The organism is Bradyrhizobium sp. SOJA106 (assembly GCF_059448745.1).
Map to the genome: position 1 here is coordinate 6827576 of NZ_CM182549.1, position 13437 is coordinate 6841012.

Sequence of the window (13437 nt, forward strand, 5' to 3'; positions counted from 1 at the left end):
AAAGCGCGATGATGATTCATCCTGATCTCGTCGCGCTTCAGCGCCCCATCTGCGAGGGCAGCCACAGGATGATGGACGGAAACGCCACCAGAATCGCAATCGCGATCAGGTGCGCGACGAAGTGCGGAAAGGTGCCGTGGAACACCTCCGCCACCGGCCGCTTGGCGTAGCGGGCGACGATGAAGCAGTTCAGCCCGACCGGCGGCGTGATCATGCCGACCTCGGCGGTGACGATCTTGATGACGCCGAACCAGATCGGGTCGAAGCCGAGCGTCTTGATCAGCGGCAGCACGATCGGCACGGTCAGCACCAGGATCGCGATCTGGTCCATGAACGAGCCGAGCACGATGTAGCCGCACAGGATCAGCGTGATGATCACCCACCGCGAGGTCGGCAAGCTGCCGATCCATGCGACGAGATCCTGCGTCACATGGGTGAGCGTGAAGAAATAGCCGAAGATCGAGGCGCCGACGAGGATCATGATGATCATGCAGGTGCCGTGACATGCGCGCAGCAGCGTCTTGTAGAGCGAGGTCGGCGTGATCTTGCCCTTGGCGATCGCGAGCAGGAAGGCGCCGAACGCGCCGAAGGCCGACGCTTCCGTCGGCGTCGCGACGCCGAGATAGATCGTGCCCGTCACGATCGAGAACAGCACCACCATGGGCGAAACCTGCCACAGCAGTGCGAATTTCTCGCGCCAGGGCACCGACTTCGCGGCCGGTGCGCGCGAAGGATCCTGCCAGACCAGGAAATAGATCGTCGCCATGATTGTGATGGTGACGAGGATCGCCGGGATGATGCCGCTGATCAGCAGCTTGCCGATATTCACTTCGGCCAGCAGGCCGAAAATGACGAGCGCGACGCTGGTCGGCAGCAGCATCGACAGCGTGCCTGAGATCGCGACCACGCCCGCGGCCATCTTGGGCTCATAGCCCTGGCGGATCATTGCAGGCAGGCTGGTCGAGGACAGCGTCGCGGCGGAGGCTGTCGAGGTGCCGCAGATCGCGCCGAAACCGGCGCCGGCGAGCGCGGTCGCCATGCCGAGGCCGCCGGGAATGCGGCCGACCCAGGCCGAGGCGGTCTTGAACAGATCGTCCGCCACGCCCGACAGCAGCACCAGATCCGCCATCAGGAGGAACATCGGGATGGTGATCAGCTCATAGGACGAGACGGTCGAGAGCGGCGCGGTTTGCAAGATGCCGAACAGCGTGGACCAGCCGCCGACCATGACGAGGCCGACCGAGCCGGAAAAGGCCATGGCAAAGCCGACGGGCGTGCCGAGCGCGAGCAGGCCAAACAGCAGGGCGAGAACGATGAAAGGTGTCATGGAGGCCTGCCGTTACTCGAAACTGCGTGCTTCGCCGACGCCGGTCACCGGCGGCAGCGGATAGAGGTCGCGGCCGCTGACGAGGCTCAGCACGTTGCCGACGAGCTGGAGCGCCAGCCGCAGCACCAGCACGCCGCAGCCGAACGGCACCAGCGCCGCCGAGATCCAGGTCGGCCAGGGGATCGCGCCCGAGAGCACGTCGTGCTGCTCGTAATTCTCCAGCGCGCGCTCGAAACCGACCTTGCAGATCAGGACGAACACGAACAGGCCGGCGAGCGCGGTGACGATCTCGGACAGCCGCCGTCCCGACGGCGAGAAGCGCGACAGCAGGATGTCGACGCCGACATGGGCATGCTCACGCAAGGCATCCGACAGCGTGAAGAAGAACACGCCGGCGAGCAGATAGAGCCCGATCAGATCGTAGGTGAAGGCGAACGGGCTGTTCAGCACGTAACGCATGAACACGTCGGTCACGACCAGCAGCATGATCACGAACAGGAACACCACCGCGATCACCGTCAGCGCGCGCTCCAGCGCGCCGAGCACTTGCCCTGCCCGTTCGATCACTTCGCGCCTCCCTCTTCGTTGTGGGATTACTTGCTGCCGGCGGCGAGCAAGTCGTCGAACTCCTTCAGCGCCGCAGAGGCCTGCTTGCCGCGGCTGTCGAGCCCGCCGGCCCACTGCTTGCCGACGTCCTTGAGCTTGTCCTTGATCTCGGCACGGGTCGCCTCCGGCAGCGGATCGAAGCTGACGCCTTCGTCCTGCATGTGCTTCTTGGTGACTTCGCCTTCCTTGTCGACGTCGGCGCAGGCTTTTGGCGTGATCGCCTCCGAGGCCTCGTTCATCGCCTTCTTGACGTCGTCGGGCAGCTTGTCCCAGACCGACTGGTTGATCGAGTAAGCGACGATGAAGCTGCCGAAGCTGACGCCTTCGGTGGCGTGCTTGACCAGCTTGTCGAGGCCGTAGGACACGACGCTGTCGAGCGGGAACAAGAGGCCATCCATGGTGCCGCGCGACAGCGACTCATAGGCATCGGGCGCGGCCATGCGCACCGGCACGGCGTTGAGCGCACGCAGCGTCAGGTCCTGCGCGCCACCGGTGGTGCGCAGCTTGAGGCCCTGGATGTCCCTGGTGGTTTCGACCTTCGATTTGACGGTCCACACCTGATAGGGCGGCAGCACAACGGCCATCAGCAGCTTGATCTTGTTCGGGGCGTATTCCTGCTTGGCCAAGATGCCGTCGCGCGCGGTCTTCCAATAGGCGAGCGTGCCCTGACAGCTGGTCGCGAACGCGCCCGGCAATTGCGCGACTTCCGACAGCGGCATCTTGTCGGAAACATACGACGGCCCGATGTAGCCGATGTCGACCACGCCCGACTGTGTCAGACGCAGCATGTCGGCCGCCTTGCCGATCTGCTGGTTCGGATAATAGGTGAAGGTCACCGCGCCGTTGGTGCGTTTCGTGACGTCGTCCATCCAGGGCTTGAGCAGCAGGCGGACGAGATAGTGGCCGGCGGGGAAGCTATCGGCGACCTTCAGCTCGAGCGCCCGCGCCTGAAATGTCGAGACCGGCAGCGAAAGCGCGAGCGCGGCGACAGCCCAGACCAGGTTCTTCCTCATTTGGTTCTCCTTGACGCGTCCCCACGCCGAAGGCGGCAGCAGCCCGCTGCTGCACCGTTCGGCTCCCTCGTCCGTTTCTTGCTTGAGGAAAACGTACATATATGTGAATTTGTCTGTCAAGCATATGAATTCAACATGGCGCTATGCATTCGCTGGGAATGCCCGCCGAATTGACACCGCGCTTTTCTGAACTCTAACTCCACGTATGTGAATTCATCCAACGGGGACCCATGGGACCGCTCGCCGGCTTCACCATTCTCGACCTGACCTCGGTGCTGATGGGCCCGTACGGGACCCAGGTGCTGGCGGACATGGGTGCCGACGTCATCAAGGTCGAAAGCCCCGAGGGCGACATCGTTCGCCAGATCGGTCCTGGCCGCGTGCCTGGAATGGGCGGGATGTTCCACAACGCCAATCGCGGCAAGCGCAGCATCGTGCTCGACCTCAAGAAGGCGGAAGGCCGCGACACGCTGCTGCGGCTGGCCAAGCGCGCCAATGCGCTCGTGTACAATGTGCGCCCGCAGGCGATGGCGCGGCTCGGGCTCGATTACGAGACGCTGGCCGCGATCAATCCGTCGCTCATCTATGTCGGCGCATTCGGCTATGGCCAGTCGGGTCCCTATGCCGCCAAGCCTGCCTATGACGACCTGATCCAGGGCGCCGCCACTATTCCAACACTGTTGGCTGCGGCCGGCGACGGCACGCCGCGCTACGTTCCCGTCACCATCGCCGATCGCATCGTCGGGCTGATGATGGTGAATGCGATCATGGGCGGGCTCATGCATCAGCAGCGCACCGGCCAAGGCCAGCGCATCGACGTGCCGATGTTCGAGTCGATGACCGAGTTCGTGCTGGTCGATCACCTCGGCGGCCTCACCTACGATCCCCCGCTCGATCATGGCGGCTACGCCCGCCTGCTCTCACGCTATCGCCGCCCCTACAAGACCAGCGACGGCTATCTCTGCGTGCTCATCTACAACGACAAGCATTGGCGCAGCTTCTTCGAGGCAATCGGAGCGCCGCATTTCCTCGACCAGCCGCGCTTTGCCAACCACGCCGCACGCGCCGAGCACATCGACGAGATCTACGAGGAGATCGGCCACATCTTCCTGACGCGCACCACGGCGGAATGGCGCGAGTTGCTGGAGCGCGCCGACATTCCCGTGATGCCGATGCATACGCTGGAGACTGTTCTGGACGATCCGCATCTGAAGGCGACCGGTTTCTTCAGGACGATCGATCACCCCGTGGAAGGGCGCATCCGCCAGATGCGGGTGCCCTCCACCTGGAGCGTGACCCAGCCGGAGCCGGCCGGTCCCGCGCCGACACTCGGCCAGCACGGGCGCGACATTTTGCGCGAGGCGGGCTTCTCGGCCGAGGAGATCGACAGCCTCGCAGAGCAAAGAGCAGTTCACCTCGCCGCGCCGCCTTAAGCGCAGGCGTGGGCCAAATCGCAAGACACAGGGAGGAAACCGCGATGGCCGGACTTTATTTCGAGGACTTTTCCGTGGGCCAGGAATTCAGGCATCCGCTGACCCGGACGGTCACGGAGATGGACAACACCATGTTCAGCCTGCTGACGCTCAACCCGCAGCCGCTGCACATCGACGCGCATTTCTCGGAAAAGACCGAGTTCGGCCAGCGCATTTTCAACAGCCTTTACACCCTCGGCATCATGATCGGCATGACGGTCTATGATACGACCTTGGGCACCACCGTCGCCAATCTCGGCATGACCGACGTGACCTTTCCGAAACCGGTCTTCCATGGCGACACGTTGCGGGCGACGACAAAGGTACTCTCGGTGCGGGAATCCAAATCGCGGCCCAAAGCCGGTATCGTCGAATTCGAGCATCACGCTCTGAACCAGAACGACGAGATCGTCGCCAAATGCCGCCGCATGGCGTTGATGCACAAGAGGCCGGTCTGATGCGTTCGATGCTGTTCGTGCCGGGCGATTCCCCGCGCAAATTCGAGAAGGCTAGCGAAGGCAAGGCCGACGCGCTGATCATCGATCTCGAGGATTCCGTCGTCACCGAGAAGAAGCCGGAGGCGCGCACCCTCACGCGGGCGATGCTGAAGAGCCGTCCCGGCCCGCACCAGCTTTATGTCCGCATCAACGCGCTCGACACCGGCATGACGCTCACAGACCTTGCTGCGGTGATGCCGGGCAGGCCCGACGGCATCGTGCTGCCGAAATCGCAAGGCGGCGACGACGTGCGGCAGGTCGCCACTTGGCTCGAAGCCTTGGAAGCGGCATCCGGCATCACGGTCGGCGCGACGCGCATCGTCTGCGTTGCGACGGAAACCGCAAGCGCGATCTTCGGCCTCGGCAGTTACAAGAACTGCTCCCCTCGCCTCGCCGGCCTGATGTGGGGCGCGGAGGATCTTTCGGCATCGCTCGGCGCGACCGAGAAGGCGAGCGATGGCGTGTTCCACAGCCCTTATCGCCTCGCGCGCGATCTGTGCCTGATGGCAGCAGCCGCGGCCGAGGTGGCACCAATCGACACCGTCTATACCGACATCGACAATCTCGCCGGCCTCGAGCAGGAAACGCGCGCCGCGCGGCGCGACGGCTTTTCGGCGAAGGCGCTGATCCATCCCAAGCATGTCGAAATCGTCAACGCGGCGTTCGAACCGACCGAGGCCGAGCGCGCCTGGGCGGAGAAGGTGATCGCCGCCTTCGCGAACAATCCCGATTCCGGAACGCTGCGGCTCGACGGCCAAATGATCGACAAGCCGCATCTTCGCGCAGCGAAGAAGATCCTCGGCCAACCCTAGGACGCAAACCTCGCATGATCGTTCGCCAAGCCGCAAACGTCCTGGAGATCATGGAATTCTTCGCACAAGGGAGGAAGCCGGCGACGCTTGCCGAGATCGCCGACCATTTCGGCTGGCCGCGCTCGTCGACGTTCAACCTGCTCGCGACGCTGTCGGAGAAGGGCTATCTTTACGAACCGCGGCCGCGCGCCGGCTTCTATCCGACGCCGCGGTGGCTGGCGATGGCGCGGATGATCTCGGAGGTCGAGCCGCTGCCGCCGTGGACGCATCAGCTGATCGCCGATCTCTCGGCGGAGACCGGGGAGACTGCCTCGATCGTGGCGCCGGCCGGCGTGATGGCGGTGTTCATCGACGTCGTCGAATCAAAAGCTGCGATCCGCTATTTCGCGACCATCGGCCATCGCGTGCCGATCCACGCCACCGCGAGCGGCCGCGCGCTGCTGCTGCAATATTCGCAGGAGGAGCGTGACTCGGTCTATCGCAAGATCGAGTTCAAGCAATACGGCCCCTCGACCCCGATCAGCATCGAAGCGGTCGAGACCGAGCTGCGCAACTCGATCGCGCGCGGTTACTGCCAGAGTTTTGCGGATTACAGCCGCGATCTCGCCGGCGCGGCGATCCCGTTGCCGATCGGCGATCGCAGGCTTTCGGTGGTCGTTGCGGGGCCGGAGTTTCGGATTGGGCCAAAGGTGCCGGAAGTGGCCGCGCTGATCGCGCGGACGGTCGACCGGTTGCGGCCGAAGACCACCGCGGCCTAAGCCGCCGGCCTTAATCGAATCCCTGAACGGGCGGCGGCGTGGTCTCCGCGGGCGCCACAGGCGCTGCTTGAGCCGGTGGCGCCGCCGGGGCGGCTTGAACCGGCGGATTGCTCGCAGCTCTCATCTGACCATTCGCCTCCATCGCCTGGTACGTGTGCGGTGGAGCGGTGGTCGCCGCCACCGGGGTCGCCTCCCGTCGTGACGGCTGCCGATGTCGCGCTGATCGCGAACCGCCGACGCCCCAGGACCTCGCGATCGAAGGTCCGGCGGTATAGCCGATCACCGCGCCCGCAACGGCACCGACAGGACCGAGCACGACGGCACCGGACACGGCGCCTAACGCTGCGGAGCCTGCGCGCTCCTGCGCAGCGGCACTCGCCGGCACGCCAGCCAGCAGCACGATGGCAGTGATCAAAGCTTTGTTCATCGGAGCGCCTCCCTCACGGAAGATCACTCTTACGCAAATATGGCCGCAGCGGGTTTGTTCGTGGCCCAATGCGGGGCAATCGCGGATGGAACTCCGGCAATTCAAGGGCCTCCGCTGCCCAGCGGCTCCAGGGGAGGCAGGCCAGCGCAGCCGGCCGCCGCTCATCCTGCAATTGCAGCGGTTGCAGGACGCGCGATGACGACCTTGTGGTCCCGCGCCCTCAACGGACGAGGCGATTGCCGTCTACCAGAGCGCCGCTCGATTGCAGCGCGGGCGCAATCCTCACGATCGCAGTCAACGGAGCGCCATTGCGCAGCAGTGACAGCTTTACTTCCTCACCAATGCGCGCGAGGCCAATGGTGTTGCGGAGCTGTGCGGCGGTGCGGATCGGGCGATCGTCTGCTCGGATGATCAGATCACCTTTCCGCAGGCCGGCCTTCTCCGCGGGGGAGTCCGCGGCCACCTCGGCGACAACGGCGCCTTCGGTGACCCCCTTGCTGACCGACGGGTGGAGCTCTTTCAGCGAGATGCCGATGCGACCGCGCTCCACGCGGCCATTGGCGATGATCTGCTCCATCACCTTGCGCGCCATGTTGACCGGAATGGCAAAGCCGATGCCGACGTTGCCGCCGCCGGGCGAGATGATCGCCGAGTTGATGCCGACGAGTTCGCCGCGCAGGCTGACCAGCGCCCCTCCGGAATTGCCGGGATTGATCGCGGCGTCGGTCTGAATGAAATCCTCATACCCCTGCTTGCCGAGGCCGGTGCGGCCCAGCGCACTGACGAGACCTGACGTCACGGTCTGGCCGAGACCGAAGGGATTACCGATCGCGAGCACGAAGTCGCCGACCTCGAGCGCGTCGCTGTCGCCGAAGGCAAGCGCCTTGAGCCCGGCCGGGTTCTGGACCTGAAGCACCGCCACATCTGTGGGGGGATCACGGCCGATCACCTTGGCGGAGAACTGCCGGCCGTCCTTGGTCGTGATCTGAACGGCGGACGTGCCTTCGACCACGTGATTGTTGGTCAACACATAGCCGCGCTGGGCATCGACAATGACACCCGAGCCGGTCGCGTTGACCTCCTTTTCGATCTGCCTGGGGACGTCGAAGAATTCGCGGAAGAGCGGATCGCGATACAGCGGATTGTCCTCGCGCACCCGGCCGTGCACGGAAATGTTGACCACGGCCGGCGTCACCTGGCGCACCAGCGGCGCCAACGTCGGTACCGAGCCGCCCGTCTTCAAATCGGGAATTTGGCCGGCGGCAGGCTGTGGCGCCGTAGACGTCAGCACCAGCAGTGCCAGCAAGAACAAACGCACAGCTTTCACCTTTCTCACCTGCCGCCTTGTCTTGGATGGATATGTCGGAGAACGCGGGGCTTCACTCAGGGCAGCGTGACGCGGCGATCCAGCCTTGCATGGCCAGAAGCGGCACGGTCCATGCGGCCGAAGCTTGGCCGAACAGGACGAGCCCCAGAACGGTGGGCGTGAACATCATGCGCCTTGCCCCTCTGCGGCGGCCCAGGGCCGCCGCAGCCGCATCGGCACGCCGCCGCCACGCGGCGGGTCGTCATTGTCATTGTCGCCGTCGAGCTTGCGCAGGGCGGTCAGGATATCGGCGAGCCTGACCGTGTGGCTCATGCCGGGAATCTCGCGCAAGGCGGGACAGGATTCGACCGCGTACATGTCGGACGCCCAGGACGACAGGATGATGCGCTTCTCCGGCGTGGAGAGCTCCGCCGCATCCAGCACGTCGGCAGGCGAGTCGTAATGGGCCGCAGGATGAAACAGCGGATTGAGAGTGCCGGCGTTGGTATTCACGTTGGACATTGGTCTTGCCTCCCTCAAGCTCCTTTCCAAGGGACGGGGTTGTTGACAAAGAGACGGCGGCGAAGATCGCCGCCGCCGGTTTGACGCTAGTGCGTATTGATCGCGATGCGCTTGACGTCTTCGCGCGCCTTCTCGGATTTCGGCAGCGACACGGTCAGGACACCGTTCGTGAACGACGCCTCGGCCTTGTCTTCCTCAACGCCCTCGAGCCGGATCTGCCGCTCGAAGGCGCCGTAATAGCGCTCGGTGAAGTACCTGCCTTCGCCGTTGCGCTCCGCTTTCTTCTCGCCGCGTACGGTCAGGACGCCATTGGCGATCTCGACCTGGACGTCCTTCTCCGTCAGGCCGGGAAGCTCCGCCGAAACGGTCAGCGTCTTGTCGGTCTCGCTGAGCTCGACTTTCGGCCACCCGAAACGGCCCTCCATCAGCGGCGAGAGGCTGGTCCCGCCGAAGCCGCGGAAGACGTCGTCGAACAGACGGTTCATCTCGCGATGAAGCGTCAGGAAGGGATCGAAACTGTCGCGCGTCGGCGCGATCTCCTGGTTTCTGGACCAGGGAACGAGATCACGAAAACCCATGATTGTCTCCTCCATGCATCGGGAGCGCGGGCGCGCATCCGCGCGCCGCGTTCCGCCATTGGCCTGATCAAGCGCTTAGGCTGCTTTCTTCTGCTCGATCTGCGATGCCGCGGGAGCGCCGCTCGTGATCGCGATCCGGCGCGGCTTCATCGCCTCCGGAACCTCGCGGACGAGGTCGATTATCAGGAGCCCGTCCTGGAAGGACGCCTGCTTCACTTGGACATAGTCGGCGAGGTTGAACACGCGCCGGAAAGGACGCGCGGCGATGCCCTGGTACAGATATTCGCGCGCCGCGGTCTCGGGCTTCCTGCCCTCGATGCTGAGCGCGTTCTGTTCGGCCGTGACGGTGATGTCGTTGGCGCCGAAACCCGCCACGGCGAGGCTGATCCTGTAATGGTCCTCGCCGGACCGCTCGATGTTGTAGGGGGGATAGTTGTCCTCGGTCGCCTGGCGCAACGTGCTGTCGACGAGGTCGGCCAAGTGATCGAAACCGATGGTGGAGCGCCACAGAGGCGCGAAGTCAAAACTGGTCCTCATAACCAAGTCCTCCAAAGAGCAAGATGGATACGAAGGAGCGCAGGACAGGGTATCAGACGGATCCGACGACCAGTCCGGCGCCCGCGCCGGACCCGATATGGCGTCCGGCACACCGCTCTCGCGGCGAAAAACGACTTAGAAAAACCGGTATCGATTTCAAGGGGGCCAGCACAATTTTTTTCGGGGCTCCGGGCTGGTTATCGGCAGTCAGGTTCATCTCGGCTCCCCCCAGAAGTATCCAGGCGCCTTGGCGCGGGTGCTCCGGAAGTTCCCGGCGACGGCGGTGAGGTCAATTAAGGTAGAATTGTCGGTAGAGACATGTGGACCCGCGGCGGGCATGAAGAGACACCGAGCCGTGCATGACCGGCAAATATCCCGACCGCACCGGATCGGTCGCGAAGCAACAGGCGCGGTGACGATTGCGCTGATCGCGGCGGCAACCTTGGGCATGGCGCCCGCCAGCGGCGAGACCGTCGCGGCGGCCGAATTGAAGGCGATCGGCACGATCGACGCGCGCTTCCAGTCCTACAACATCGAGATGGTGGAGGTGACCGGCGGACGGTTCTGGAAACCCTATGCGCAAGGAGGCGGCCGCGGCGATCGCTATGCTCATCGAGTGCCGATCGATCTCGCCAACACCCGCCTGCGCAAGCTGGCCGCGGCGCTTGGGCCCGCCTATTTGCGCGTGAGCGGCACCTGGGCCAACGCGACCTTTTTCGCCGACACCGACAATGCGCCGGCCGCTCCGCCTGCCGGCTTCGATACCGTGCTCAGCCGCACGCAATGGCGCGGCGTCGTTGAGTTCGCGCGTGCCGCCAATGCGGAGATCGTGACGTCTTTCGCGATCAGTCCCGGCAGCCGCGACGCTGACGGCGTCTGGTCGCCGGACCAGGCACGGCGCCTCCTCGATTTTACGAGAGCTCTGGACAGCCGCATCGCCGCCGCTGAATTCATGAACGAGCCGACGCTCGCGGCGAGCAATGGCGCGCCGGCCCGGTATGACGCGAATGCATATGGCCGCGACTTCAGGATCTTTCGCACATGGATGAAACGCGCGTCGCCGCAGACATTGATCGCGGGGCCCGGCTCGGTCGGCGAGCCCGCCTCATCCTCGGCAACCGCCATCAGCACACGCGATCTGCTCGCCGCATCGGGCGTGGGCCTCGATCGCGTCTCCTATCACCATTACAACACGCTCTCGCTCCGCTGCGGCGTGCACGATGATCCGGCCCAGGCGCTATCCAATGAGTGGTTGTCGCGGACCGACACCGCGCTCGACATCTATCGCGCCCTGCGCGACGAATTCGAGCCGGGCAAGCCGATCTGGCTGACGGAGACCGCAGATGCCGCCTGCGGCGGCAATCCGTGGGATGCGACCTTTCTCGACAGCTTTCGCTATCTCGACCAGCTCGGTCGCCTGGCCAGGGCCGGCGTGCAGGTGGTGATGCACAACACACTCGCAGCGAGCGACTACGGCCTGCTCGACGAGACGACGTTTCGGCCACGGCCGAACTACTGGGCCGCGCTGCTCTGGCATCGCCTGATGGGAACCACCGTGCTCGACGCGAGCATGGCCTCGACGCGCGCGATTCACGCCTACGCGCATTGTCATCCCACGACGAACGGCGCGGCGTCCGTGCTCCTCATCAACATGTCGCAACGTGGATCGCACGCCGTGACGCTGGCGGCGCAGGCCCGCCGCTACACGCTTCGGGCGCGCCGGCTCCAGAGCGCGAGCGTGCAACTGAACGGCACGACGCTCGCCCTGACTGGCCGCGACGATCTGCCCCGCCTCGCGCCGCGAGTTGCACCCGCAGGACGTATCCGCCTGCCACCCGCCAGCATCACCTTTCTGGTGATGCAGGACGTGGCCGCCTGCCGCTAAACTATCCTCAGGATTTCAGCGCATCGCGCGCCGTCTCCGGCGCCATCAAGGTCGCGAAGATCGTGATGATCGATAGCGCGATGATGTAGACCGACACCGCCCAGTAGGAACCGGCCCATGCCAGCAGCGCCGTTGCGATCAGCGGCGAGAAGCCGCCGCTGATGGCGGCTGCGACATTGGCACCTAATGAGGCGCCGCTGTAGCGCACCTGGGTACGAAACAGCTCCGGCATGAACGCGGCTTTCGGCCCGAACAGCAGCGCATGCGTCAGCGTCATCGTCACGACCAGCGCGAGCGTGATCAGCGCCGGCTCTTTTGTGTCGAGAAACCAGAATAGCGGGAATGCCAGCGCCACCGAGAACACGCCGCCGGCGAGATACAGCGCCTTGCGGCCAAAAATGTCGGAGAGCCAGCCGGCAAGCGGCAGCGTCGCAAACTCGACGATCGCGGCATAGACCACGGCGTTCAGGATCACCTGCCGCGGCAGGCCGAGCTTTGTGGTCGCGTAGACAACAGTGAAGACCGTGAGCAGATAAGCGAGCCCGACCTCCGACACCGTGATACCGATCGCCAGCAGAAAGCTGCGCCAGTCCCGCCGGAGCACTTCCCACACCGGCTGCTTCAGCACCTCCTTGCGCTCCACCACCTCCTTGAAGTGCGGCGTCTCAGCGAGCTTGAGCCGCACGATGAAACCGATGCCGACCAGCAAGATGCTGATCCAGAACGGCACGCGCCAGCCCCAGCTCTGGAAGTCCGCCTCGGGCAGCTGCGTCATCAGGCCGAAGATGCCGGTGGAGGCGGCAACGCCGACGGGAAAACCGATCTGCACCAGGCTGCCGTAGAAGCCGCGCCGGTTGCCGGCATGCTCGATCACCATCACGACCGCGCCGCTCCATTCGCCCCCGAGCCCGATGCCCTGGATGAAGCGCAGGAGGATGAGCAGGATCGGCGCCCAGATGCCGATCTGACTGTAGGTCGGCAGGCAGCCGATCAGGAAGGTGCCGAGCCCCATCGCAATCATGGTCGCGACCAGCATCTTCTTGCGCCCGAGCCGGTCGCCGTAATGCCCGATGATGGCGCCGCCGATCGGCCGTGCCACGAAGCCGACCGCGTAGGTCGAGAATGCCGCGAGGGTGCCGACGAAGGGATCGAAGCTCGGGAAGAACAGCTTGTTGAGCACCAGCGCGGCCGCCGTGCCGTAGATCAGGAAGTCGTACCACTCGATCGCAGTGCCGAGCGCACTCGCCCACACCACATGCGCCGTCGTCGATTTCTCCGCCGAAGCAGAGAGCCCCGCTGCTGCCGTCATGCCATGCCCCACACGTTCCGGAAAACATCATGGCCAATCGCGAGGACGGTTGCAACCTGAGGGAGCATTTGATCGCTCTCGCCCGGACGCTGCGTGATGCGCTGCAGAGCCGGGGCCCATGCTTTCTTGGGCAATTCGGGCGGCATGGGTCCCGGCTCTGCGCCGCAACGCTAAGAGCCGTTGCAGCGCGTCCGGGACACGAACGTGTTGGACTCCGCTGCTCCCCACCCGTCATTGCGAGGACCTCTTGCGACGAAGCAATCCAGAATCTCTCCGGTGAAAGACTCTGGATTGCTTCGCTGCGCTCGCAATGACGGGTGTTGAGCAGGCTGCGCACGTGTTTCCGCGACGCAGCCGGCAGCATGGAACCTCCGTCGCCGGCCATCAT

At 64.7% G+C, this 13437-nt stretch carries 15 protein-coding genes; 5 read left to right on the forward strand and 10 right to left on the reverse strand.

The genetic code is table 11. The annotated features are described in order from the left end of the window. Positions 1-37 precede the first annotated feature (37 nt). The 3 genes from AC5V87_RS32170 to AC5V87_RS32180 are packed head-to-tail and all read right to left on the reverse strand — an operon-like array spanning position 38 to position 2946. Positions 38-1327 (reverse strand): TRAP transporter large permease, encoded by a 1290-nt coding sequence (locus tag AC5V87_RS32170; RefSeq protein ID WP_456843087.1) that lies wholly within the window; start codon positions 1325-1327, stop codon positions 38-40. Positions 1328-1339: 12 nt separating this feature from the next. Beyond that, positions 1340-1894 carry a TRAP transporter small permease gene (locus tag AC5V87_RS32175; protein ID WP_495368887.1) on the reverse strand — a complete coding sequence of 185 codons (555 nt, stop codon included), beginning with the start codon at positions 1892-1894 and terminating at the stop codon, positions 1340-1342. A gap of 26 nt (positions 1895-1920) precedes the next feature. Next, the gene (locus AC5V87_RS32180) at positions 1921-2946 is read right to left on the reverse strand and encodes a TRAP transporter substrate-binding protein (RefSeq protein ID WP_456843085.1); all 1026 of its coding nucleotides are present in this window, start codon (positions 2944-2946) and stop codon (positions 1921-1923) included. Positions 2947-3176: 230 nt separating this feature from the next. Here AC5V87_RS32180 and AC5V87_RS32185 point away from each other — a divergent pair, with 230 nt between their 5' ends. Genes AC5V87_RS32185 through AC5V87_RS32200 form a run of 4 tightly spaced genes read left to right on the forward strand, consistent with a single transcriptional unit; the run spans position 3177 to position 6485 of the window. Continuing rightward, a complete protein-coding gene (locus tag AC5V87_RS32185) occupies positions 3177-4379 on the forward strand; it encodes a CaiB/BaiF CoA transferase family protein (RefSeq protein ID WP_495368888.1) in 1203 nt (400 codons plus the stop codon). Between the two features lie 44 nt (positions 4380-4423). Then, entirely contained in the window at positions 4424-4876 is a 453-nt protein-coding gene (locus AC5V87_RS32190) for a MaoC family dehydratase (protein ID WP_495368889.1), read from the forward strand. Further along, entirely contained in the window at positions 4876-5727 is an 852-nt protein-coding gene (locus AC5V87_RS32195; protein WP_456843083.1) for an HpcH/HpaI aldolase/citrate lyase family protein, read from the forward strand. The genes AC5V87_RS32190 and AC5V87_RS32195 overlap by 1 nt, the downstream gene beginning before the upstream one ends. Before the next feature lie 14 nt (positions 5728-5741). Continuing rightward, positions 5742-6485: an IclR family transcriptional regulator gene (locus AC5V87_RS32200; protein ID WP_456843082.1), complete on the forward strand. Its 744-nt coding sequence runs from the start codon at positions 5742-5744 to the stop codon at positions 6483-6485. A gap of 10 nt (positions 6486-6495) precedes the next feature. On the opposite strand, the gene AC5V87_RS32205 is transcribed toward AC5V87_RS32200, so the two are convergent. From AC5V87_RS32205 to AC5V87_RS32230, 6 genes are all read right to left on the reverse strand, one after another. After that, a complete protein-coding gene (locus AC5V87_RS32205) occupies positions 6496-6912 on the reverse strand; it encodes a hypothetical protein (RefSeq protein WP_456843081.1) in 417 nt (138 codons plus the stop codon). Positions 6913-7132: 220 nt separating this feature from the next. After that, positions 7133-8248 carry a trypsin-like peptidase domain-containing protein gene (locus tag AC5V87_RS32210; protein WP_495368890.1) on the reverse strand — a complete coding sequence of 372 codons (1116 nt, stop codon included), beginning with the start codon at positions 8246-8248 and terminating at the stop codon, positions 7133-7135. 156 nt (positions 8249-8404) lie between these two features. Further along, positions 8405-8740, reverse strand: coding sequence for a hypothetical protein (locus tag AC5V87_RS32215; RefSeq protein ID WP_456843079.1), 336 nt, complete (start codon positions 8738-8740; stop codon positions 8405-8407). An 86-nt stretch (positions 8741-8826) separates the two neighbouring features. Then, entirely contained in the window at positions 8827-9318 is a 492-nt protein-coding gene (locus tag AC5V87_RS32220) for an Hsp20/alpha crystallin family protein (protein ID WP_456843078.1), read from the reverse strand. A 75-nt stretch (positions 9319-9393) separates the two neighbouring features. Further along, positions 9394-9855, reverse strand: a complete 462-nt coding sequence (locus AC5V87_RS32225; RefSeq protein ID WP_456843077.1) for an Hsp20 family protein — start codon at positions 9853-9855, stop codon at positions 9394-9396. Between the two features lie 52 nt (positions 9856-9907). Next, complete coding sequence (locus AC5V87_RS32230; protein WP_495368891.1) at positions 9908-10072, reverse strand: hypothetical protein; 165 nt, start codon at positions 10070-10072, stop codon at positions 9908-9910. 120 nt (positions 10073-10192) lie between these two features. Here AC5V87_RS32230 and AC5V87_RS32235 point away from each other — a divergent pair, with 120 nt between their 5' ends. After that, positions 10193-11740 (forward strand): glycosyl hydrolase family 79 N-terminal domain-containing protein, encoded by a 1548-nt coding sequence (locus AC5V87_RS32235; protein WP_495368892.1) that lies wholly within the window; start codon positions 10193-10195, stop codon positions 11738-11740. A gap of 7 nt (positions 11741-11747) precedes the next feature. Here the strand turns inward: AC5V87_RS32235 and AC5V87_RS32240 are convergent, their stop codons facing one another. Continuing rightward, positions 11748-13049: an MFS transporter gene (locus tag AC5V87_RS32240; RefSeq protein WP_456843075.1), complete on the reverse strand. Its 1302-nt coding sequence runs from the start codon at positions 13047-13049 to the stop codon at positions 11748-11750. Positions 13050-13437 lie beyond the last annotated feature (388 nt).

Bases quoted from the DNA above. Each gene is read 5' to 3' on its own strand.
- AC5V87_RS32225 (WP_456843077.1), bottom strand. From the start codon at position 9,855: ATGAGGACCAGTTTTGACTTCGCGCCTCTGTGGCGCTCCACCATCGGT.
- AC5V87_RS32220 (WP_456843078.1), bottom strand. From the start codon at position 9,318: ATGGGTTTTCGTGATCTCGTTCCCTGGTCCAGAAACCAGGAGATCGCG.
- AC5V87_RS32235 (WP_495368892.1), top strand. From the start codon at position 10,193: ATGAAGAGACACCGAGCCGTGCATGACCGGCAAATATCCCGACCGCAC.
- AC5V87_RS32200 (WP_456843082.1), top strand. From the start codon at position 5,742: ATGATCGTTCGCCAAGCCGCAAACGTCCTGGAGATCATGGAATTCTTC.
- AC5V87_RS32170 (WP_456843087.1), bottom strand. From the start codon at position 1,327: ATGACACCTTTCATCGTTCTCGCCCTGCTGTTTGGCCTGCTCGCGCTC.
- AC5V87_RS32215 (WP_456843079.1), bottom strand. From the start codon at position 8,740: ATGTCCAACGTGAATACCAACGCCGGCACTCTCAATCCGCTGTTTCAT.
- AC5V87_RS32185 (WP_495368888.1), top strand. From the start codon at position 3,177: ATGGGACCGCTCGCCGGCTTCACCATTCTCGACCTGACCTCGGTGCTG.
- AC5V87_RS32240 (WP_456843075.1), bottom strand. From the start codon at position 13,049: ATGACGGCAGCAGCGGGGCTCTCTGCTTCGGCGGAGAAATCGACGACG.
- AC5V87_RS32205 (WP_456843081.1), bottom strand. From the start codon at position 6,912: ATGAACAAAGCTTTGATCACTGCCATCGTGCTGCTGGCTGGCGTGCCG.
- AC5V87_RS32230 (WP_495368891.1), bottom strand. From the start codon at position 10,072: ATGAACCTGACTGCCGATAACCAGCCCGGAGCCCCGAAAAAAATTGTG.
- AC5V87_RS32195 (WP_456843083.1), top strand. From the start codon at position 4,876: ATGCGTTCGATGCTGTTCGTGCCGGGCGATTCCCCGCGCAAATTCGAG.
- AC5V87_RS32180 (WP_456843085.1), bottom strand. From the start codon at position 2,946: ATGAGGAAGAACCTGGTCTGGGCTGTCGCCGCGCTCGCGCTTTCGCTG.
- AC5V87_RS32190 (WP_495368889.1), top strand. From the start codon at position 4,424: ATGGCCGGACTTTATTTCGAGGACTTTTCCGTGGGCCAGGAATTCAGG.